The following is a 21,709-nucleotide window of genomic DNA, read 5'->3' as shown; positions in this document are numbered from 1 at the left end:
CAGATAGAGCATAAAATAATATTTCAATATATGGATAGAATTGCTCGTAAGTAGGAGGAAGGGTTAGCATGCCTTTTGAAGATACGACCATTTTGAAATATCTTAGTACGGCATTAGATATTGCTGTTGTATGGTTTATTATATATAAGCTAATTCTTATAATTCGGGGCACGAAGGCTGTGCAACTTTTAAAAGGTATTACAGTTATTATTGTCGTCCGGATGATTAGTATTTTACTTGAATTGCATACGCTATATTGGCTAACGGAACAAGTATTAACGTGGGGATTTTTAGCCGTTATTATTATCTTCCAGCCAGAATTGAGAAGAGCACTTGAGCAGCTAGGACGGGGTAGCTTATTTTCGCGTGTGGGAAATCAGGGGGAAGATGAACCTGAAATTGTTGCAACAGCGATAGCTAAAGCAACGGAATATATGGGAAAACGTAGAATTGGTGCACTAATTACTTTGTCAAAAGAGACTGGGATGGATGATTATGTAGAAACGGGTATTCCGCTAAATGCAAATGTATCATCGGAATTACTCATTAATATTTTTATCCCTAATACCCCTCTTCATGATGGAGCAGTAATTATGCAGGGAAGTACAATTAAAGCAGCAGCATGTTACCTTCCGTTATCAGAAAGCCCATTTATTTCTAAGGAGTTAGGAACTAGGCATCGCGCTGCAATGGGAGTTAGTGAAGTCACTGATAGTATTACAGTAGTTGTGTCGGAAGAAACAGGCCAAATTTCTTTAACGAAAAACGGTAAGTTACATCGTGATTTGAAGACAGAACAGCTGAAGGACATGTTGTTAGCAGAATTTAGTGGGAACGAAAAAACGACTTCTTCGTCTTTATGGAATTGGAGGAGAAAGCGTCATGGATAAGTTAATGGAGAATCATTGGTTTTTAAAAGGAATCTCATTACTATTGGCGTGTATGCTTTTCATGTCAGCAACTTTAACTGAAAAAAATACGACATCGAGTATATTACCTTTCGTAAATGAAACGAAAGAAACATTAACTGATTATCCTATTACCCTGAAGTATGATGAAGAGAAATATATTGTAAGTGGTATTCCATCAGGTGGAGTTAAGGTGAAGTTGGAAGGTCCAAAATCAGCAGTTGCTACAGCGAAAGCAAAAAAACAATTTGATATATCAGTTGATTTGCGAGATAGTCAAAAAGGAACTTATGAAGTTTCTTTAAAAGCGAATGGGCTTCCAGATGATGTGAAAGGAACAGTCCAACCAGCAACAATCAAAGTTACTCTTCATGAAAAAGCGAGAAAATATGTTCATGTAGACTTAAAATTATCAAATGAGGATCAGATGCCAGCGGGTGCTACTCTCGAAAAATCAAACATTAAACCTGATACTGTTGAGGTAGTTGGGACGAAAGAAGAAATCGAAAGTATTTCATCTGCTAAGGCGTATATTGATTTAAAAGGTGTTAATAAAACTGTTACAAAAACAGCCGAAGTTACATTATACAATAAAGAAGGAAAACGTTTAAATGTAAGAACGAGTCCATCTAAAATTAGTGTAACATTGAATGTGGCGACGCAAGCTACGGCCAATAATACTGAAAAAACTGTTCCTGTGACGTATACGAAAAAGGGGAGTTTGCCAGAAGGATTGACTGTTACAAATATTAGCGTTGAGCCGAGAGAAGTAACGATAGCAGGTCCAAAAGACATTTTGGATAATATACAATCTATAGAGGGGGTCGAGGTAGATTTTAGTCAATTGACGGATTCTACAACATTCGATGCCTCTGTTTTATTGCCAAAAGGTGTAACAAGTGCAAAACCAAATCAAGTGAAGGTTTCCGTAGGGGTACAAAAGGTAAAACAAACGAAAAGTAAAACTATTGATGGTATCCCGATTCAAAAAAGTGGAATTCCGAATGATGTTACTGCGCAGCTACTTTCGCCACAAGATGGAAAGATAAGCGTTGATATTTCAGGAGAAGCAAGTATAGTAGATAAAATAACAGCTGCTCAAATAACAGCGGCGATTAATCTTCAAAATGTATCTCCGGGGACGAAAGATGTTTCTATTCAAGTGAGTGGTCCTGGTAATATTTCGATAGAAGCAAAACAAAAAAGTGCTAAAGTCACAATTGTGAAGAAAGAAAAGCCGGATAAAGAAGTACAGGGTAATATTGAACAACCAGATTCAAAAAACAATCAAGAAAATCAAACTGAAAAACCAAAAAATCCTGAACCAGATCCAGAAAAGGATCAGGAAAAAGACAAAGACAAAGAAAAAGACAAAGAAAAAGAAAAAGATAAAGACAAAGAAAAAGAAAATGGCCAAGAAACGAGCCAAGAACCAACAGTAGATAATCAAAAAGAGCACGAAAAAGGAGCGAATAATAATGGGTAAATATTTTGGTACAGACGGAGTACGCGGGGTTGCAAATAAGGAATTAACACCTGAATTAGCTTTTAAAATAGGACGTTTTGGTGGCTATGTATTAACAAAAGATACAGATCGTCCAAAAGTAATTATTGGCCGTGATACACGTGTATCTGGACATATGCTAGAAGGAGCTTTAGTAGCAGGCCTATTATCAACTGGAGCGGAAGTAATGCGCCTTGGTGTTATTTCTACACCAGGTGTGGCTTATTTAACAAAAGCTTTAGGGGCGCAAGCAGGTGTTATGATCTCTGCATCTCATAACCCAGTACAAGATAATGGAATTAAGTTCTTCGGTTCAGATGGATTTAAATTAACAGATGAGCAAGAAGCAGAAATTGAAGCGTTATTAGACAAAGAAGTTGATGAGCTACCACGTCCAACAGGTACTAACCTTGGACAAGTGAGTGATTACTTTGAAGGTGGACAAAAATATTTACAATACATTAAACAAACTGTAGAGGAAGATTTCTCTGGTTTACATATTGCTTTAGATTGTGCACATGGTGCTACATCTTCTTTAGCTCCATATTTATTTGCAGATTTAGAAGCTGATATTTCAACAATGGGAACTTCACCGAACGGTATGAATATTAACGCTGGAGTAGGTTCTACGCATCCAGAAGTGTTAGCTGAATTAGTAAAAGAAAAAGGTGCTGACATTGGTCTTGCTTTTGATGGTGACGGAGACCGTTTAATCGCAGTAGACGAAAAAGGAAACATCGTTGATGGCGATCAAATTATGTTTATTTGCGCGAAGTATATGAAAGAAACTGGTCAATTGAAACATAATACAGTTGTTTCAACAGTTATGAGTAACTTAGGTTTCTACAAAGCGCTTGAAGCAAACAATATTACAAGTGATAAAACAGCAGTTGGTGATCGCTACGTAATGGAAGAGATGAAACGTGGTGGATATAACCTGGGCGGAGAACAATCAGGTCATATTATCTTACTTGATTACATTACAACTGGTGATGGAATGTTAAGTGCACTTCAACTTGTAAACATCATGAAAATGACGAAAAAGCCATTATCTGAGCTTGCAGGCGAGATGACAAAATTCCCACAATTACTAGTAAACGTTCGTGTAACAGATAAAAAACTAGCATTAGAAAATGAGAAAATTAAAGAAATTATTCGTGTTGTAGAGGAAGAAATGAACGGAGACGGTCGTATTCTTGTTCGTCCATCTGGAACAGAACCACTTATTCGTGTAATGGCAGAAGCACCGACACAAGAAATTTGTGATGGGTATGTACATCGTATTGTAGAAGTTGTGAAAGCGGAAGTTGGAGCTGAATAATTTACCAAATTTGTTTTAAAAGGAGCACAAGAAGTGCTCCTTTTTCATATGTTTTATAGACAATGAAAAAAATTTCATTGACGATTTATATTGTTTGTTATACGATGGTCTTGTTCTTTTTCTCAAAGGAAATATTGTAAATTATAAAAGCGCCAGAACTACAAGTAGTGTAGTTGACGAGGTGGAGTTTATCGAGATTTCGGCGGATGACTCCCGGTTGTTCATCACAACCGCAATCTTTTACTTAAAACATTAAGGTGACTTAGTGGACAAAGGTGAAAGTGTGATGAGAGAAAAGGAACGGATGAATACTAGCTGTATAAGTATATACGGACTTTAACCCAATCGAGAGGAAGGTGAAAGCCGTTACAAGCTTACAGGGCTAGCAATATGTAATCCGTTTTTTTAATATAAATAAATGGTATCGGACTATGTCGTTACATGTTCGCAAAGCAGTGTAAGCATTTGTAACGGCGACTAAACATGTGTGGAATCGTAGGATTTATTGGAGAGCAAGATGCAAAGGAAATTTTATTAAAAGGTTTAGAAAAGCTAGAATATCGCGGATATGATTCAGCAGGTATTGCAGTACAAGCAGAGAACGGTGTTGTTGTATACAAAGAAAAAGGCCGTATTGCAAAACTTCGCGAAGTCGTAGAAGAGAACGTAGCAGCAAGCGTGGGAATCGGTCACACACGCTGGGCTACACACGGTGTTCCAAGCAAACTAAACGCGCATCCGCATCAAAGTACATCAAAACGCTTTACACTAGTTCATAACGGTGTAATTGAAAACTATGAGTTAGTGAAAAAGGAATATTTACAAGATGTAACGTTCGTAAGTGAAACAGATACAGAAATTATCGTGCAACTTATGGAACAACAAGTGGGCACAGGACTAAGTGTAGAAGAAGCGTTCCGTAATACGCTATCTCTTTTACATGGCTCTTATGCAATCGGATTACTTGATGCTGAAAATCCAAACATGATTTATGTTGCTAAAAACAAAAGCCCGCTATTAGTAGGTGTTGGTGACAACTTTAATGTTGTGGCGAGCGACGCTATGGCGATGTTACAAGTTACAGATCAATTTATTGAGTTAATGGATAAAGAAATCGTAATCGTAACGAAAGAAAGTATTACAATTAAAAACTTACAAGGTGAAACGATTGAACGTGCACCGTTTACAGCGGAATTAGACGCAAGTGATATTGAAAAAGGAACATACCCTCATTTCATGCTTAAAGAAATCGATGAGCAACCACTTGTAATCCGTAATATAATTCAAAAGTACCAAGATGAAAATGGCGAGATTGAACTGAATGAAGATATCCGTAATGCAATTTTAGATAGCGATCGTATTTACATCATTGCATGTGGAACAAGTTATCATGCAGGTCTTGTTGGAAAACAATTTATCGAGAAGTTTGCAAAAATGCCAGTTGAAGTGCATGTAGCAAGTGAATTTTCTTATAACATGCCATTATTAACAGAGAGACCATTCTTCATTTACATTTCACAAAGTGGTGAAACAGCTGATAGCCGTGCAGTACTTGTACAAACGAATGAAATGGGTCATAAAGCATTAACGATTACAAACGTACCTGGTTCTACGCTTTCTCGTGAAGCTGATTATACACTTCCGTTATACGCGGGACCAGAAATCGCAGTTGCATCAACGAAAGCTTACACAGCACAGCTTGCGGTACTTTCAATTTTAGCTGCGGACATTGCTAAAGCAAAAGGCGAAGTTCTTGATTTTGATTTAACACACGAATTAGGACTTGTAGCAAATGCAATGATAGAACTTTGTGATCAAAAAGAAGAAATGGACGCATTAGCAAAACAATTTTTAGCAACAACGCGTAACTGCTTCTTCATCGGACGTAGCGTAGACTTCTTCGTAGGTTTAGAAGGTGCGTTAAAACTAAAAGAAATCTCTTACATCCAAGCAGAAGGATTTGCTGGAGGAGAATTAAAACACGGTACAATTGCCTTAATCGAAAACGGTACACCAGTTATCGCACTTGCTACACAAGAGCACGTAAACCTTGGAATTCGTGGTAACGTGAAAGAAGTAGTAGCACGCGGAGCTAACCCATGTATCATCTCAATGAAAGGCTTAGAAATGGAAGGTGACAGCTTCGTATTACCAGCTGTACACGAAGCACTAGCACCGCTAGTAGCAGTTATTCCATTCCAACTTATCTCATACTACGCAGCACTTCACCGCGAATGTGACGTTGATAAGCCACGTAACTTAGCTAAATCTGTTACTGTTGAGTAGGAGATTGGTAGAGTAACTAGATTATTGTAAATTTAAAATAAAGTCACGACGTTTATAAAAAAGTTGTGAAGCTTTGCCCCTTTGGATATGATTATCTAAAGGGGCATTTTTGTGTCGAAAAAAAGAACATCTAAAATCGATAAGTGGATTAAAGAGGGGCAAGGAACTGGCAGTGGGAGAGATTATCAGCCTTGTCTTGAAATTCAAGATGATCCCTCATTAGATCGGTCAGTGGGATTTAAAAAGTATAAAAACCGGCAGACAACATGAGGTTTTATTGAATTTGGGATGGAATTACTTTTATTTAACTGAATTTTCTGTTGTTATTTCAGATATTCGTTGATGGAAAAAAACCACTGATTAGAGTTTCACTTTATTGAACAAATTAGATTACTAGACATTACGAAGGGGTTTATTAATGAAAATGAATGAAAAAACATATCTAAGTATAGAAGAGATTATTTCATTACCAACCTTATCAGGTACAAACATAAGTGACGATGGCAAAAATGTAGCATTTGTAAAGAAGACAGCTAACTGGGAAGACAATACGTATAGAAATTATGTATGGATATATGAAAAGGATAAAGAGCAGAGTTACCCACTAACAGATGGGGATATAGATAGTACACATCCATTATGGTCTCCAGATTCTAAGACTATTGCATACCTTAGTCCAGGCGGTGACGGAGCTAATACAAATCAGATCTTTGTTAAGTCAATAGATGGTGGTAGTAAGGTTCAAATTACGGATGAGAAGGAAGGAGTTAATACATTCAAAAGGGAGCCTACTGGTAAAGGTTTTTATTATGTTGCCCAGTCAAAAGAATGTGAGGAAATAAAGAAGCGTAAGGAACGATATGGAGATTTCCACCATGTAGGTAAGGAACATCGGAATAATTGTTTATACTACGTTGAAATAGAAAAAGGGATACAAAATGATAAAGGGGAACGGAAGGTTAGCAGTGTTTATCAACTAACGAATGGTAAGGATTTTTATATACATAACTTTGATATTTCAAATGATGGGACAAAGGTTGTATTTATGGCTACACCAAGCCTAAACGATCATATGAATGGTGATCTATACATATTAGATGTTGAAGCTGAGGAACTACAAAAGATGAATGTAGATAAGTTGTTGGGTGGGAGCGTTTGCTTTTCTCCTGAGGGCAGCAAAATATGTTACTCAGCAAGCATAAGGGAGAAGGAGTACTATAGAAACCATATACAAGAAAGTACATTAGAGATATATGATATGAATACTGGAGAGGTAATTCAGCCTCTAACAAACTTTGATAGTACGGTTATGCCATTACAGTGGACAGATAAGGGGATTTTAATTAGATGGCAGGATAAAACTAATTATCTCATTGGGTTGCTATGTGAAGATGGCACTGTGGAAATGTTAAGTGACAAAGTAGATGGCTTTATAATGGATGCTTCTATAACAAGGGATGGACGTCATATATCCTATAGTAAGGCCATAACAAATGAAACCTTTGAAATCTATTTAGACGATAAAAAAATAACGGATGAAAATAGCTTTTTTAAAGGGAAGCTGAAAAGTAACAGGGAAATAATCTCATGGCAAAGTAGTGATGGTCTTGAAATAGAGGGTGTTTTATCAACCCCAGTAGATTTTGATGCCAACAAAAAATATCCCTTATTAGTAGTAATCCATGGTGGTCCGGCTTGGGCATCCTTTCCGATATTCTCAGACTGTTTTAATGAGAAATATCCGATTGAGCAGTTTATCGAAAAAGGCTTTATAGTTTTAGAGCCAAACTATAGAGGAAGTTCTGGCTATGGTAATGAGTTCTTAAAAGCCAACTATAGAAAACAGGGAATTGCTGACTATGAGGATGTTATATCTGGAGTGGATAAACTAGTTGAGCAAGGGATTGCAGATAAAGATAGAGTAGGGGTTATGGGATGGAGCAACGGGGGATATATATCAGCTTTCTGTTCTACATTTAGTAATAGATTTAAAGCTATTTCAGTTGGAGGTGGAATTACTAACTGGAGTACCCATTATGTGAATACAGATATACCTTACTTTATTAGAATGTATTTAGGAAATACTCTATGGAATGATCCAGAGATATATACGAAAACATCACCAATGACGTATATTAAATCAGCTTGTACGCCTACCTTAATCCAACATGGCGAAAAGGATGCAAGGATTCCAACTTCCAATGCATATGAGCTATATCAAGGGTTAAGGGATATGGAAGTTGATACAGAATTAATTATTTTTAAAGGAATGGCATATAGTTCTGATCAGCCAGGAATTAATGTGGCTATTATGAAGCAGAATTTGATGTGGTTTTCACACTATATTTTTGGAGAAAGTATGAAAGGTTTTAGGGTTTTATAATGGCTTGTTTTAGTCTTTAAGCTTTTTAGGTGCTTGAAATAAAGTCGTACACATTTATCCGGTTATATATGATTGAGTTTAACATTTCGGATAAGGCAAACTGTGAAATATTTTGGTGTAAATGAGAAAAGAGCCTGAATGTAGGCTCTTTCCTTATTTATATTTAAAAGATGAACTATTCTTATGCAGTTTTACTTAATTTATATGCTTCACGGTTATTTTTTTTGAAAAGTTTTGGGAAAACATAACCATCTAATCCAATACGTCCAGCATTATGTCCTGCAACTAAAATGAACATAGTTAAAATAAGTAGGTTTGGGTTTACACTAACAGTTCCGCTTAATAAAAATGAAAGGTTCATTATGATGCCGAAAAATGCAGCTGTTTTTGTTAATCCACCTAAGATCAAACCTAGACCTACTAAAATTTCTCCCCATTGAACTAAAAAGCTAAATAGGTCTGCGTTTGGAAGAACAAAATGTTGAAGAAAATCTGCCCACCAACCTTGTACTGCAGGGTGGTCACCTGATGCTTGAGCGATAGCTCCTTTTAGAAAACCACTTGCATCAAAAGACTGTCCAAAAACTTTTCCTATTCCAGCAGCGAGCCATGCATATCCTATGTAAAGTCGTAAAAATAATAATATGAAAGTAGCGCGTTTATCAGTTCTTAAAAAATTGATAACCATTGAAATCCCTCCAATGTATTGTATTTACATGTTTATTATATATCCATTGTGAATAAATTCACAATGGAGGAAATGTGAACAAAAATAGGTTAGGAGTAATTGTTATATTTTTTGTAACATTTCATCTATTTTGGTAGACTAATAATGGAGATATATCAAAAGGAGGCAAAGAGTAGATATGTGGATGAACTTGTAATGATTAGAAATTAGATAGATGAATTTTTCTCTCATAAGTGAGGGTTTATTTAGCTATCTGTAAATCATTCAAGGACTGCATATTTAGCTTGTACATCCCCTTTGTAAGGGTAGATGCCTATGTGGGGAAATTTATATCTCTTATATAAAATATGCGTCCTTTAAACTTGGAGGAGTATATGATGAATCAATTGAAAAATAAAGTAGCTGTTGTTACAGGTGTTAGTCGTCTAGACGGTATAGGAGCAGCTATTTGCACGGAGTTAGCAGAGGCTGGATACGATATATTTTTTACGTATTGGACAGAATACGATAAAGAGATGCCTTGGGGCGTTGATAAAAATGAACAAATACAATTAAAAGAAAAGTTGATACAAAACGGTGTCAAAGTATCGAGCATGGAGTTAGATCTAACTCAGAATGATGCATCAAATCAGCTTATAAATAAAGTTACTGAACAATTAGGGTACCCTCATATATTAATTAATAATGCAGCATATTCTACAAATAATGATTTCTCTAATTTGACTGCTGAAGAACTAGATAAGCACTACATGGTAAATGTTCGTGCGACTACATTGTTAAGTAGTCAATTTGCCCAAGGTTTTGATAAGAAATCTGGTGGTAGAATTGTGAATATGACGTCGGGACAATTTAAAGGACCTATGGCAGGAGAATTAGCGTATGCAACAACGAAGGGAGCAATTGACGCTCTTACTAGTACGTTGTCAGCGGAAGTAGCCCATTTAGGGATAACAGTGAATGCAATTAATCCAGGTCCAACTAGTACAGGATGGATGACTGAGGAGATAAAGCAAGGATTAAGACCGATGTTTCCTTTCGGCAGAATTGGTGAGCCAAAGGATGCAGCAAGGCTTATTAAGTTTTTAGTGAGCGAAGAAGCCGAATGGATTACAGGGCAAGTTATTCATTCAGAAGGTGGATTTAAGAGATAATTTTATAATTAAAAAGAAGGTATCTCATTTCAATGAGATACCTTCTTTTTAATCTTTCTTCAATCTTCGTGCAACACCATTCCCTAAAGACTGTAATCCTTGAACGAGGATAATCAAAATGAAGACTGTTGCATACATTACTTCAGGTTCGTAGCGTAAATGTCCGAATCGATATGCTAAATCACCAAGGCCGCCAGCACCTACAAGTCCAGCCATTGCTGTTGCACCGATTAAGCCGATCGTTGCGATTGTTAATCCAAGTACGAGAGACGGGCGAGCTTCTTTAACCATAACGTGCCAAATGATTTTTAAAGTAGAGACTCCCATTGCTTGATATGCTTCAATGACACCGCGATCCACTTCTAATAAAGCAGTTTCCATTAAACGGGCAATGTAAGGGGCTGTGAAGACAACAAGTGGTACGATAACACCTTGCACGCCAATGGACGTTCCCATTAGAAACTTTGTAAAAGGTAAAATGAAGAATAATAGAATGATAAACGGAAGAGAACGAATGATATTAATAACTGTATTAAGAATAGGATAGATAATTTTATTTTCTCGCTGTCCACCAGGTCTCGTTAAAACAAGTGTGACACCGAGTGGTAATGCAATAAGAATAGAGATAAGTAGTGAAATAGATGTCATTTGAAATGTTTGAATTGTTGCTTCCCATATTACGTTACCCCACTCATCCAAAAAGGACTTGTTTCCCATAATCTGTTCTACCTCCTTCTACGATGATCCCTTGTTCTTGTAAAAATGATAAGGCACGGTGTACTTCACTTTTTTCACCTTGCATATGAACGATCAGTTTTCCATATGCCTCATGTTTTAACTGTGTAATATTGCCTGATAAAATATTAGGATATACGTGGAAACGTTTTGTAGCGACAGCTAACGCTGGTTCTCCTGAAGCGGTTCCTATAAATGAAAGTATTACGATTTCCCCGGTGCTTTGTAGTTCTTTCTGCACATCTTCTGGAATTTTAGCTGCAAACGCGCTATTTACAAATTTCTTCGTTGTTACATGTTGTGGGTTTGTGAAAATATCTTTTACGGTTCCACTTTCGACTACCGCCCCATGTTCCATTACAGCAACTTGGTCACAAATACGCTGGATGACATTCATTTCGTGTGTAATTAGCAAAATCGTAATTCCGATTTCTTCGTTGATCTTTAATAATAAATCAAGAATAGAATCAGTCGTTTCCGGATCTAATGCGCTCGTTGCTTCATCACTTAATAAAACTTCAGGCTCATGAGATAGTGCGCGAGCGATCGCTACACGTTGTTTTTGACCACCAGATAATTCACTTGGGTAGGCATCTTTTTTATTAAAGAGATCAACAATGCGTAAATACTTTTCTACCCTTTTTTCAATTTCATTTTTGGGAAGACCAGATAGACGTAAGGGTAGTGCGATATTTTCATAAACGGTAACGGTTTTAAGTAAATTGAATCCTTGAAAAATCATGCCGATCTTTTTTCTCGCCTTTGCGAGTTCTTTTGTCGATAAGGTTGTTAACTCTTGTTCATTTACAATGATATCTCCTGTCGTTGGTTTTTCTAATAAATTTACACAACGGATTAATGTACTTTTACCAGCGCCACTATATCCGATGATTCCAAATACTTCGCCCTTTTTTACTTTAAGGGAAGTTGATTTAAGAGCCTTAACATTCCCTTTTTTTGTTGTAAATACTTTGGAGACGTTTTTTAATTCAATCATTATAGTCAGCTCCTACCAAGACGGTAAAACAGAACCATCGAATTTTTTCTCAATGAAATCTTTTACTTCTTTAGATTGATAAGCTTTCTTTAATTTATTAACAACAGCATCATCTTTATTTTCAGTACGAACAACGACCCAATTCACATATGGTGAATCTTTTCCTTCGCGGAAAATAGAATCTTTCGCTGGGCTTAATTTTGCACCTAATGCAAAGTTTGTATTAATTGCAGCTGCCTTTACTTCACCTAGCTGCGTTGGTAATTGAGATGCCTCTAATTCAACAATCTTTAAATTTTTCGGGTTTTCAATTACATCTTTAGCAGTCGCTTTTTCTGTAGCTTTTGGATCAACCTTTAAAACACCTGCTTTTTCAAATAGCTTTAAAGCACGAAGCTCATTTGTTGGATCATTTGGGACAGCGATTGCATCGCCCTCTTTTAATTCTTTTACATCTTTTATGTCTTTAGAATATACGCCCATAGGGAATGTTACTGTGGAAAATACTTCAGTTAATTTCATGTTGCGTTCAGCTTTAAATACGTCTAAATAAGATTTAGTTTGATAGCTATTTACATCGAGGCTTTTTTCATCTAAAGATACGTTTGGCGCTACATAATCATTAAATACCTTTACATCAATTTCGAGACCATCTTTTGCTGCCACTTCTTTTACCTTTTCAAAAATTTGTTCATGCGGTCCACCCGTTACGCCGACAGTAATCTTTTTCTCATCTAATGCTTTTACCTCTTTATCAGAATTAGCACCACATGCACCTAACAATAATACCGCTCCACTTACAATACTTAATAACACCTTTTTCATCTATAATTCCCCCTTAATATACGTTCCAAAATAAAAAGCACCTCTCAAAAATAAGAGAGGTGCCGAATAGACGAAATAGGTTCCTCTCTTATCTTCCAAAACGAAAATCGTTCTGCAGGAATTAGCACCTTAGCTTATACGTTCTAAGCTCGGTTGCCGGGCATCATCGGGCCAGTCCCTCCGCCACTCTTGATAAGAGTATGTGTATGTAGTTTTTAAATATGGTACTAATAGTAAATCTTACAAAAAGAATTGTCAATATTATTTTCTGAATATATTTTATTTTAAGGTAATCGAAACGTTCCCTTTTTTATGTCCCTTTTCCACATACATATGAGCTTCAGCAATTTCTTCTAATCGGTAAGTTCTATCAATAACGGGCTTTAGTTTTTCCGTTTCGACTAGTTTTTTTAATAGAATCATATCCTCTTTACTTACCTTGGCCATCATTCCATTAACAGATACATATTTTCCATTGGGTGTTAATGTATTTGTACAAAGGGATTTTTTATACTTCCCAACTGCATCAAATATAATATCGTAGCATTTGCCTTGCTTAGTAAAATCTTCTTTCGTATAATCAATTACTTTATCAGCTCCTAAAGATTGCACGAGTTCAAAATTTGAATTACTACAAACAGCCGTAACGGTCGCGCCGAAATATTTAGCAAGTTGTACAGCAGCTGTTCCTACTGATCCGGAGGCACCATATATGAGCACTTGTTGCCCTTTTTTTATACGGCCCTTTCTCAGGAAATGTAATGCTGAAGTTCCACCAAAAGGAATAACTGCCGCTTCTTCATACGTCACATTGGTAGGTTTTAATGTTATTAATCCACTTTCATGTACGCATGTGTACTCGGCATAACCACCGAGGTTTAGTTCTGTTAATGCAAAAATTGGATCACCTTTTTTAAATTGAGTTACATCTGTTCCTACTTCTTCGATTTCACCGGATAACTCTACGCCGAGTACAGGTTTTCTCGGTTTTCTGAAACCTAATATGATCCGCATAGGAATCCAAAATAAGAGGGGGCTATTAAAGCCGCGTATTCTACAATCTCCAGTCGTTACACTTGTTGCGTGAATTTTAATTAATACTTCGTTCTTTTTAGGTGTAGGTTTCTCTATATTTTGAAGCTGAAGAACGTTAGGTGGTCCATACTGTGTGCAAATGATCGCCTTCATAATGACCTCCTGAAATGAGTTGTTGTTATTTACATCATATTTAAAACCTTCATTAAACATGTCGCTATATAGCGAATATAGATTGAAAATTATATAGATTTCGTAGGAAAAGAGGTGATATTATTTTGAGAAAGGGGGCGACATTATGAAAAAAACTATTTTTATTTCAAGTTTAGTGCTTGCAATCAGTCTGGGGGTAGGGTGTAGCAATGAGAAAACAACAAAGACTGATGAACCGAAAAAAGAAGCCATGCAAAAAGAAAAGGAATTAGCAGCGAAGGATGTTTTCAAGAAAACGAACGAAGCTTTTAAAAATGAAGAAAATGTAACGATGACATATGATGTAGGGATAAAAGCTGAGGGAACAGAGATGGATATATTAAAGGCTAAGATGCAATTAGAGCCAAAGACAAAGAATTCTCGTTCTGAAATGAATATTTCTGGTACAGATGTTGTAGTGTATACAGTGGATGGTAAAGTTGCTGGTGAGGTGAAAAACCCTAATACAGGAGAAGTTATAACCGTACCAGAGGAGCAATTAAACGCTGGTGGAATGAAAGCGACTCAAGATATTATAGATAAGTTAGAAGTACCAGCAGTAGTTTTAGATAAAATGAAGATGGAGAAAAGCGGAGATAAATATAAACTGAAATTTACATTAAAAGGGCAAGAAACAGAAAGTATGTTAACTAGCATGGATGAAACGCAGAAGAAAATGCTACAAGCACAAAACGCAAAGATAGAAGAAGTGGATGCAGAATATATCATTACAAAAGATTTTAAATATGAATCAGCGAAGATAGATATGATTATGAGTAGTAATGGTAAGGATAAGGCACACATTATTACGAATGCAAAATATACATCGTACGAAAAGTTTGAGCCAATACAGCTGCCAGCAGCAAAGTAACAGTCTTGATGAGGGAGGGACCTAAAATAAAGGGTCTCTCTCTTTTTTGTTAATACCTTCTTCGTAGGAAAGTAGGTACAATATGAAGAGGAAGAACGTTAGAAGAGGAGAGTGCCATTTGAAAAAAAGAAAGATAGCAGTTGTTATTGTAGCGTATACAGTGTTGCTCGCGACATCTGTATATACATACAAAGGGCAACTGGATCATCCTATTATGAGTGATGTAGGGAAGTTGCTTCCAACGAAAATTAAACGTGTTGAAAATGCTGAGGATGAACGTTCATTAAAACAGTTAGTGCAAGATGCAAATGTTTCTGGAGAGAAGATTTCTATTGCAGGTATGCAACATAGCCAAGGCGGACAGACGTATTATCCGAACGGTACGATGCTTGATATGAAAGGATATAATGAAATATTAGAATTCGATCCGGAGAAGAAGAGGATTAGGGTGCAAAGCGGTGTCACATGGAATGACATTCAAAAGAAAATCAATCCATATGGTCTTGCAGTTCAAGTGATGCAATCTCAAAATATTTTTACTGTTGGTGGTTCATTAAGTGTAAATGTACATGGGCGTGATATTCGTCATGAAGCATTGATTGATACAGTAGAGTCGTTCAGATTGTTAATGGCAGATGGTACGGTGCGTAATGTAAATAGAGAAGAAAATGCTGACTTGTTTCCATATGTAATTGGGGGATATGGATTATTTGGTGTGATTTTAGATGTGACGCTACAGTTAACAAACGATGAATTGTATGAAACGCATACGAAAGTACTAGATTATAAAGAATACTCTTCATACTTTAAGAATAAAGTGCGAAGGGATGAGAATATACGTATGCATTTAGCACGTATTTCTGTTGCCCCAAATTCATTTTTAAAAGAAATGTATGTAACAGATTATGTACTGGCAGAAGATCAACAGAAGCTGGGAGAGTACAGCAAATTAAAAGAAGAAAATATTATAGCTGCACCGAAATTTTTACTTGGGTTATCACGTTATAGTGACTGGGGAAAGGGCGCATTTTGGGATATACAAAGAAGTTATTTTGAACGTACAGATGGTAAGTACGAAACTCGAAATAACGTAATGAGATCTGATAGTGCTTTTATGGAATACGATAATCCAAACTTGACCGAAGTTTTACAAGAGTACTTTGTACCGATAGATGGTTTTGCAGCGTATATAGATGATTTGCGAAGCGTTTTAAATGAAGAGGAATTAAACCTTCTTAACATTACAATCCGCTATGTAGAAAAGAATGAGAATGCGGTGCTATCTTATGCGAAAGATGATATGTTTGCGCTTGTGCTTCTAATTAATCAAGGGCGTTCTGAAGATGAAATAAAGAAAACAAAAGTGGTCATTCAAAAGATGATTGATGTTACGTTAAAGCATAATGGAAGTTATTATTTACCGTATTATTCTTATCCGGAAAAGGAGCAACTAAAGAAAGCGTATCCTCGCATAGAAGAATTCCTTCAGAAGAAAAAGGAAGTAGACCCAGAGGAAAGGTTTGTGAATTTATTTTATAAGGAGTATAGCAAATGACATATAGAAGATTTGTAGCCTCACAAAGCATTATTATGATGGCAGGTAGTATGGTATTTCCTTTTTATATACTATTGCTTCGAAATGTAGGAAATAGTTTCTCGCAATTTGGCTGGGCGTACGGCTTATTTGCCTTAACTTCAGCTCTAGTATATCCGTTAGTTGGAAGAATCTCTGATAGGGTAGGTGATAGAAAGTTATTAATTATATACGCATGGTCCATGGCTATATTAATGCTTTTTTTCCCTATTGCAACAGAAGTTTGGCATGTATACATTCTCCAAATTTTAATGGGTATTTTAGGTGCTGTGCAGCGTAATACGGAGAAGACATCGTTAGCACGAAAGGTAGAACAGAAAAAAGCTGGTTATGAGATTGGAAAATATCATGTGTGGACATCGGTTGGAGGAGCAGTAGCAGTTATTGCAACGGGATATTTAGTAGATTTCTTTACGATTGGCACCATTTTTTATATAGCATCTACTTTATATGCAGTGAGTGGAATTGTATTAAGTAGCAAAAAAATATAATCATACCCATTTTTACCTGATTACCCTTTATTTGTTATACTTATGGAGAAGACAAAAGAAAAGGGGACATTGCCTTTGATGAAATTTATAGTTTTAGCTATTCTCACTTTGTTTTTGATTCCATGGACTAGAAGCGGTAATAAAATTTGCGCGGTGGATAAAGGAGGAAATGAGAAAGTTGTAAAGGGTAAGAAATCATCTATTTTAGTTATTCCTGTTTTATTTTGGATAGGTATTGCAATCTATGAATATTTCTGGCTAATTGATGATCGAGCAGATTCTATTCTTACTCATTATTCTGTTGCAGTAGCGATTTTAATTGGGCTTGTTTTATTCTCACAAGAGCAGGTAGGGAAATTAGAAGGTACGTTAAAGGGACTTCTAATGTTTGTCTTACTCGCAAGTTACGGCTATTTTGGTTATTTGCACGATATAGTAATCACGCAAAAAAAATATGATTCTGTTGTGAAGATCGAGAAAGATATTTCAGAGCCATTTACTGAAAATGATCAGCCGTTTACAGTGCCGCCAAAGACAGCGGAGAATAAGATGAAAAAAGTATTTGGGGATATTCCGAAAGTAGCTTATTTTGAGCTAGGAGAATTAACGCCACAAATGGTAAATGGCGAGGCCTTATATGTAGCACCAATTGAAGTTTCAGGATTTTTTAAAGCACGTAAAGCTGAGACAATTCCAGGGTACGTAACGATGTCAGGTACGAATCCCGATGCGGAAGCGAAACTGCACCTTGGTTATAAAATGAAATATGTGCCAAGCATGTTTTTCGGTAATAAATTAGAACGTGTCGTTCGAAAAGCAGAGCCAGATTTAGTTTTTAAAGGGAAACCAAAATTTGAAGTTGATGATAAAGGGAAACCGTATTATACAATGACGTATGGTGAATTTATTTCAGGAAGATCTGGATTTGAAGTAGAAGGTGTTGTAGTAGTAGACGCACAAACAGGTGAAGTGAAAAGATACGACAAAGGAAAGGCACCTAAATTCGTTGATGGCGTATTAAATCACGAGACTGCATCTACATTAAATACGTATTTCGGTAAATATATTCACGGATTTTGGAATACAAAATTCTCACAAACGGATATGAAGATTCCGACTGAGTGGGGAACGAAAGAAGGAGTTACACCAATCTTCGGTAAGGATGGAACGTTATATTATTTTACTGATTTCACCTCTCCGAAAGAAGGAGTAGATTCTGCACTAGGCTATTCGCTTATTGATGCGCGTACAGGTAAGTTGTATTACTATAACGGAAAAGAAGTAAAGGGAATTATGGATGGTTCGGCTGCTACAGAAGTAGTGGATAATTCCTTTAAGAGAGAGAAATGGCACGGAACAATGCCGGTTATTTATAACGTATATGGTAAACCTTCTTGGATTGTACCGGTTATTGATGACGGCGGATTAGTACGTGCTCATACTGTCATATATGCTTCTAATGCAAAAGTGTTTGCAACAGGTTCAACGCAAAAAGAAGCACTTGAGAATTATAAAAATGCGCTGAGCGGAAGTGGTGATTCATTTAGACCGACTTCAAATGGGAAAGAAGCGCAAAAAGAAGGTACTGTACAACGTGTGTATAAAGAAAAATCAGGTGAAAATACGATTGTGTACGTACTATTAGAAAACGAGCAAAAAGTATTCATGGTACCGGCGAAGAAATTCCCATATGCAATGTTTACAGAAGTAGGAGATCCAATTCAAATCACATATTTAGACACAGGAGAAATGATGGCATCTGTATCTAAATTTACAAATAGTAATTTGAAAAAGTAAAGCGATAGAGATTCTATCGCTTTTTTTACATTATTAAACAGGAAAATACGGTATACTTGACGTATATTCATGTTGTAACTATAATTGTTACGATTAAGTGTTTATATGAAAGGGTGAATGGAAAAAGTGAATGGAGTTAATCACGAAATATATAAACCTGTAAAGACAAACAGGTTATGGATGATTCTTGTATTAGGGACACTTACGGCAATTGGGCCATTATCTATTGATATGTATTTGCCTTCTTTACCAAAGTTAACGGATGATTTACAAACGGGTGCATCCCTCGCGCAGCTTACATTAACTGCTTGTCTGCTTGGGCTTTCAGTAGGGCAGTTATTTATTGGTTCAATTAGTGACATTTACGGAAGACGCAAACCTCTTATTATCGCTCTTATTATTTATGTTGCTTCTTCTTTACTTTGTGCTGTTGCACCATCGATTTGGAGTTTAGTGCTTTTACGTTTCTTACAAGGTGCTTCAGGATCTGCTGGTATCGTTATATCACGTGCAATGGTACGTGATATGTATTCAGGTTCTGAAATGACGAAGTTTTTCTCACTGCTTATGTTAGTAAACGGAGCAGCGCCTATTTTGGCACCGATTATTGGAGGGCAATTATTACAGTTCACATCATGGCGCGGCGTTTTTATCGTTCTTGGAGCAATTAGTGTATTCATGCTAATATCAGCTACTTTCGTATTACGTGAAACATTACCTCCTGAAGAAAGAGAGACAGGTGGATTATCAGGAACGCTTGCAACATACGGAAAGCTTCTGAAAGATCGTTTATTTATGGGGTATGCACTGTCGCAAGGATTAGTAACAGCTGCAATGTTTGCTTATATTTCTGGTTCACCGTTTGTGTTGCAGAACATATACGGAGCATCACCACAGCAATTTAGCTTATTCTTTGCGATTAACGGTATCGGTATTATTATTGCTAGTCAGGTTACGGGCCGTTTAGCAGGGAAAGTGAATGAGAAAACGTTATTCGTTTCCGGTATTATTATTGCAGCTATTGGTGGTCTATCTTTATTACTGACAATCTTACTAGGAATAGGTTTAATTGGTGTTTTATGCTCGTTATTCCTTGTTGTATCAAGTGTCGGGGTTGTATCAACAACTGGTTTCTCGTTAGCGATGAGAAATCAGAAACAAGCTGCAGGAACAGCATCGGCCTTATTAGGATTATTACAGTTCATTTCAGGAGCACTTGTTGCACCATTAGTAGGTATTGGCGGAAGCAATACCGCATTACCGATGGGGGTTGTGATAGCTCTTTGTGAAATTGGTGCTGTATTATGTTATCTATTTATGGCCAGAAGAAGTGAAAAGCAGTTTGAACTGCAACAAAGACAAAATTTAGAGGCTTAATTTATAAAAAAGAGCTGATTCAAATATGTGTTGAATCAGCTCTTTTTTCATTTCTTTGAAATAACTTATACATTGTTGTAAGGTGATGCAAAAGTTATTTGCATAAAGTGACGATACTGTGACAAAAATGTTGGTGTGTATATTAAGATTTCGTCTTAAGTGTAAAAAGTAGGGTGTTCTCGGTATAATAACAAGTGGAGATAAAAGAAACTATAATGAGTAATAGCTGTAGATAAAAGGAGAAGAAGAGATGAAGAAGGTTTTGGGTATTGCTGTAATGGGAAGTATGCTCCTTCTAGCAGGGTGTAATGGAAATAAAGATACGAAAGAACCGAAAGAAAAGGTAGAGCAATCTACTGAGCAAACAGAAGAGATGAAAGAATACCGTGCAGTACATGAAAAATACGATATGAAAATGAATAAAGAAATTAATAAAGCACTACAGTTATTTGAAGTGGCAAAAGAAAAGGGCGGTAAGGAAATAACTAGTGCTAAATATAAAGAAGACGTGCGAACGGTAACAACGGGCATGTTAGAAGATATTGATCATATGCGTAAAGAAATTCGTGTGCCGAAGTCGAAAGAGGATGAACATGAACTATATGTTGGTTTCTTAAATGAAGCAGAACAAGCGATGAAAAAATTACAGAAGTTAGCTAAAGAAGAAGATTCATCGTTGATTCGTGATATAGAAGTTAATTTTTCAACAGCATCGACATACTATAAACGCTTTCAAACAGAGGCGAAAAAATAACCTTGCGCATGCGCAAGGTTATTTTTTCTTTTTACCATCTCCGTCTTCATCCTCGGATACTAATATCTTCTGTTCTTCGTGAAATTCTGAAATTGTTTGTCCAGTAATATTATCGAATGGAGTGTAAAAAGAAGTGATGCTTTTCTTTTTAATGAAGAGTTTATCCCGCATTAACGGGCAGTAAGACCCCCACCTCAAAGTTCAGTGAAAGCAAAGAAGTTAGGTAGGGGATCAACTGCCCGTAAAAGCCCGATTGGTGAGGGCTGATAATCAGTGGGGGATGAACAAAACCCCTACTGATTAAAGTTTCACTTTATAGAAGCCGATGATGACAAGTACAAGTATTACGATTGTTAATGGCAATCCTATAGTAGCCAGAAGTAGTGGATCCATCTTATAACTCCTTTAATACAATTTCTTTTTATTATAAGCGAAAGATTGTAATTTCAATAACTAATATAATAGAAAACTGATTTTTCTAAATATATCCAATTTGATTGACTTTTCATTTTTTCAGAATTATAATTCAAAATATACAATTTGAACCAAATAATAATATAGCAATTTACTTATCCAGAGAGGTAGAGGGACTGGCCCTATGACACCTCAGCAGCGGGTTCTGTAACAGGAACACCGTGCTAATTCCAGCAAGCAAGTCTTGAAAGATAAGTGATGGGCCTTCGTTTATTAAGCCTTGATCTTATTTTTTAAGATCAAGGCTTTTTGTGTTTTAAGAAGTAGAGAAGGAGTAATGGCAACAAATATGTCAATAAAACAAAGTAAATTCATTTGTTTAGGGG

At 36.4% G+C, this 21,709-nt stretch carries 18 protein-coding genes, 1 pseudogene and 2 riboswitches; of the genes and pseudogenes, 13 read left to right on the top strand and 6 right to left on the bottom strand.

Features of this window, described 5'->3' with window-relative positions; all coding sequences use genetic code 11:
* The first annotated feature begins 68 nt into the window (after positions 1-68).
* The 6 genes and pseudogenes from cdaA (at position 69) to AC1DS7_RS23695 (ending at position 8,402) form a co-directional block, all read left to right on the top strand.
* Entirely contained in the window at positions 69-890 is an 822-nt protein-coding gene (gene cdaA / locus AC1DS7_RS23720; protein WP_002124707.1) for a diadenylate cyclase CdaA, read from the top strand.
* Positions 883-2,394: a CdaR family protein gene (locus tag AC1DS7_RS23715; RefSeq protein WP_012260177.1), complete on the top strand. Its 1,512-nt coding sequence runs from the start codon at positions 883-885 to the stop codon at positions 2,392-2,394. The genes cdaA and AC1DS7_RS23715 overlap by 8 nt, the downstream gene beginning before the upstream one ends.
* Positions 2,387-3,733, top strand: coding sequence for a phosphoglucosamine mutase (gene glmM, locus AC1DS7_RS23710; protein WP_002029377.1), 1,347 nt, complete (start codon positions 2,387-2,389; stop codon positions 3,731-3,733). The genes AC1DS7_RS23715 and glmM overlap by 8 nt, the downstream gene beginning before the upstream one ends.
* Positions 3,734-4,019: 286 nt before the next feature.
* Positions 4,020-4,204: pseudogene (locus AC1DS7_RS23705) on the top strand (hypothetical protein).
* 12 nt (positions 4,205-4,216) lie between these two features.
* Positions 4,217-6,019, top strand: a complete 1,803-nt coding sequence (gene glmS, locus AC1DS7_RS23700) for a glutamine--fructose-6-phosphate transaminase (isomerizing) (protein WP_016103275.1) — start codon at positions 4,217-4,219, stop codon at positions 6,017-6,019.
* A gap of 418 nt (positions 6,020-6,437) precedes the next feature.
* Positions 6,438-8,402 carry a S9 family peptidase gene (locus AC1DS7_RS23695; protein WP_016103276.1) on the top strand — a complete coding sequence of 655 codons (1,965 nt, stop codon included), beginning with the start codon at positions 6,438-6,440 and terminating at the stop codon, positions 8,400-8,402.
* 181 nt (positions 8,403-8,583) lie between these two features.
* Here the strand turns inward: AC1DS7_RS23695 and AC1DS7_RS23690 are convergent, their stop codons facing one another.
* Complete coding sequence (locus AC1DS7_RS23690) at positions 8,584-9,090, bottom strand: DoxX family membrane protein (RefSeq protein ID WP_002029373.1); 507 nt, start codon at positions 9,088-9,090, stop codon at positions 8,584-8,586.
* A gap of 374 nt (positions 9,091-9,464) precedes the next feature.
* Here AC1DS7_RS23690 and AC1DS7_RS23685 point away from each other — a divergent pair, with 374 nt between their 5' ends.
* A complete protein-coding gene (locus AC1DS7_RS23685) occupies positions 9,465-10,241 on the top strand; it encodes an SDR family oxidoreductase (protein ID WP_002124715.1) in 777 nt (258 codons plus the stop codon).
* Positions 10,242-10,289: 48 nt separating this feature from the next.
* Here the strand turns inward: AC1DS7_RS23685 and AC1DS7_RS23680 are convergent, their stop codons facing one another.
* The 4 genes from AC1DS7_RS23680 to AC1DS7_RS23665 form a co-directional block, all read right to left on the bottom strand.
* Complete coding sequence (locus AC1DS7_RS23680) at positions 10,290-10,958, bottom strand: methionine ABC transporter permease (RefSeq protein WP_002124718.1); 669 nt, start codon at positions 10,956-10,958, stop codon at positions 10,290-10,292.
* Entirely contained in the window at positions 10,933-11,973 is a 1,041-nt protein-coding gene (locus tag AC1DS7_RS23675; protein WP_012260182.1) for a methionine ABC transporter ATP-binding protein, read from the bottom strand. The genes AC1DS7_RS23680 and AC1DS7_RS23675 overlap by 26 nt, the downstream gene beginning before the upstream one ends.
* Before the next feature lie 12 nt (positions 11,974-11,985).
* A complete protein-coding gene (locus AC1DS7_RS23670) occupies positions 11,986-12,798 on the bottom strand; it encodes a MetQ/NlpA family ABC transporter substrate-binding protein (protein WP_012260183.1) in 813 nt (270 codons plus the stop codon).
* Between the two features lie 85 nt (positions 12,799-12,883).
* A riboswitch (SAM riboswitch) is annotated at positions 12,884-12,997 on the bottom strand.
* A gap of 80 nt (positions 12,998-13,077) precedes the next feature.
* Positions 13,078-13,986 carry an NAD(P)-dependent alcohol dehydrogenase gene (locus AC1DS7_RS23665; RefSeq protein ID WP_002167148.1) on the bottom strand — a complete coding sequence of 303 codons (909 nt, stop codon included), beginning with the start codon at positions 13,984-13,986 and terminating at the stop codon, positions 13,078-13,080.
* Between the two features lie 145 nt (positions 13,987-14,131).
* Between AC1DS7_RS23665 and AC1DS7_RS23660 the strand changes: the two genes are divergently transcribed.
* From AC1DS7_RS23660 to AC1DS7_RS23635, 6 genes are all read left to right on the top strand, one after another.
* On the top strand, positions 14,132-14,896 hold the full coding sequence (locus AC1DS7_RS23660; RefSeq protein ID WP_002191718.1) for a DUF6612 family protein: 765 nt from the start codon (positions 14,132-14,134) through the stop codon (positions 14,894-14,896).
* Positions 14,897-15,014: 118 nt separating this feature from the next.
* Positions 15,015-16,451 (top strand): FAD-binding oxidoreductase, encoded by a 1,437-nt coding sequence (locus AC1DS7_RS23655; RefSeq protein WP_002140126.1) that lies wholly within the window; start codon positions 15,015-15,017, stop codon positions 16,449-16,451.
* The gene (locus AC1DS7_RS23650; protein WP_002140127.1) at positions 16,448-16,981 is read left to right on the top strand and encodes an MFS transporter; all 534 of its coding nucleotides are present in this window, start codon (positions 16,448-16,450) and stop codon (positions 16,979-16,981) included. Before AC1DS7_RS23655 ends, AC1DS7_RS23650 begins: the two co-directional genes overlap by 4 nt.
* A gap of 78 nt (positions 16,982-17,059) precedes the next feature.
* A complete protein-coding gene (locus tag AC1DS7_RS23645; protein ID WP_002140128.1) occupies positions 17,060-18,778 on the top strand; it encodes a DUF3981 domain-containing protein in 1,719 nt (572 codons plus the stop codon).
* 117 nt (positions 18,779-18,895) lie between these two features.
* Positions 18,896-20,155 carry a multidrug effflux MFS transporter gene (locus AC1DS7_RS23640; RefSeq protein WP_033716294.1) on the top strand — a complete coding sequence of 420 codons (1,260 nt, stop codon included), beginning with the start codon at positions 18,896-18,898 and terminating at the stop codon, positions 20,153-20,155.
* A gap of 250 nt (positions 20,156-20,405) precedes the next feature.
* The gene (locus AC1DS7_RS23635; RefSeq protein WP_002140130.1) at positions 20,406-20,909 is read left to right on the top strand and encodes a hypothetical protein; all 504 of its coding nucleotides are present in this window, start codon (positions 20,406-20,408) and stop codon (positions 20,907-20,909) included.
* Between the two features lie 18 nt (positions 20,910-20,927).
* Here AC1DS7_RS23635 and AC1DS7_RS23630 read toward each other — a convergent pair whose 3' ends face one another.
* On the bottom strand, positions 20,928-21,080 hold the full coding sequence (locus AC1DS7_RS23630; RefSeq protein ID WP_002009827.1) for a DUF3951 domain-containing protein: 153 nt from the start codon (positions 21,078-21,080) through the stop codon (positions 20,928-20,930).
* A 395-nt stretch (positions 21,081-21,475) separates the two neighbouring features.
* A riboswitch (SAM riboswitch) is annotated at positions 21,476-21,581 on the top strand.
* Positions 21,582-21,709: the final 128 nt, after the last annotated feature.

Source organism: Bacillus sp. P4_E1 (assembly GCF_056401715.1).
The sequence above is the reverse complement of the archived record's forward strand: the minus strand, read 5'-3'. Positions and strand labels throughout refer to the sequence as shown.

Excerpts from the sequence above, each read along its gene's own strand:
- cdaA (WP_002124707.1), top strand. The coding sequence starts at position 69 with ATGCCTTTTGAAGATACGACCATTTTGAAATATCTTAGTACGGCATTA.
- AC1DS7_RS23670 (WP_012260183.1), bottom strand. The coding sequence starts at position 12,798 with ATGAAAAAGGTGTTATTAAGTATTGTAAGTGGAGCGGTATTATTGTTA.
- AC1DS7_RS23685 (WP_002124715.1), top strand. The coding sequence starts at position 9,465 with ATGATGAATCAATTGAAAAATAAAGTAGCTGTTGTTACAGGTGTTAGT.
- AC1DS7_RS23680 (WP_002124718.1), bottom strand. The coding sequence starts at position 10,958 with ATGGGAAACAAGTCCTTTTTGGATGAGTGGGGTAACGTAATATGGGAA.
- AC1DS7_RS23660 (WP_002191718.1), top strand. The coding sequence starts at position 14,132 with ATGAAAAAAACTATTTTTATTTCAAGTTTAGTGCTTGCAATCAGTCTG.
- AC1DS7_RS23715 (WP_012260177.1), top strand. The coding sequence starts at position 883 with ATGGATAAGTTAATGGAGAATCATTGGTTTTTAAAAGGAATCTCATTA.
- glmM (WP_002029377.1), top strand. The coding sequence starts at position 2,387 with ATGGGTAAATATTTTGGTACAGACGGAGTACGCGGGGTTGCAAATAAG.
- AC1DS7_RS23640 (WP_033716294.1), top strand. The coding sequence starts at position 18,896 with ATGGAAAAAGTGAATGGAGTTAATCACGAAATATATAAACCTGTAAAG.
- AC1DS7_RS23645 (WP_002140128.1), top strand. The coding sequence starts at position 17,060 with ATGAAATTTATAGTTTTAGCTATTCTCACTTTGTTTTTGATTCCATGG.
- AC1DS7_RS23695 (WP_016103276.1), top strand. The coding sequence starts at position 6,438 with ATGAAAATGAATGAAAAAACATATCTAAGTATAGAAGAGATTATTTCA.
- AC1DS7_RS23650 (WP_002140127.1), top strand. The coding sequence starts at position 16,448 with ATGACATATAGAAGATTTGTAGCCTCACAAAGCATTATTATGATGGCA.
- AC1DS7_RS23690 (WP_002029373.1), bottom strand. The coding sequence starts at position 9,090 with ATGGTTATCAATTTTTTAAGAACTGATAAACGCGCTACTTTCATATTA.
- AC1DS7_RS23665 (WP_002167148.1), bottom strand. The coding sequence starts at position 13,986 with ATGAAGGCGATCATTTGCACACAGTATGGACCACCTAACGTTCTTCAG.
- glmS (WP_016103275.1), top strand. The coding sequence starts at position 4,217 with ATGTGTGGAATCGTAGGATTTATTGGAGAGCAAGATGCAAAGGAAATT.
- AC1DS7_RS23635 (WP_002140130.1), top strand. The coding sequence starts at position 20,406 with ATGAAGAAGGTTTTGGGTATTGCTGTAATGGGAAGTATGCTCCTTCTA.
- AC1DS7_RS23675 (WP_012260182.1), bottom strand. The coding sequence starts at position 11,973 with ATGATTGAATTAAAAAACGTCTCCAAAGTATTTACAACAAAAAAAGGG.
- AC1DS7_RS23630 (WP_002009827.1), bottom strand. The coding sequence starts at position 21,080 with ATGCGGGATAAACTCTTCATTAAAAAGAAAAGCATCACTTCTTTTTAC.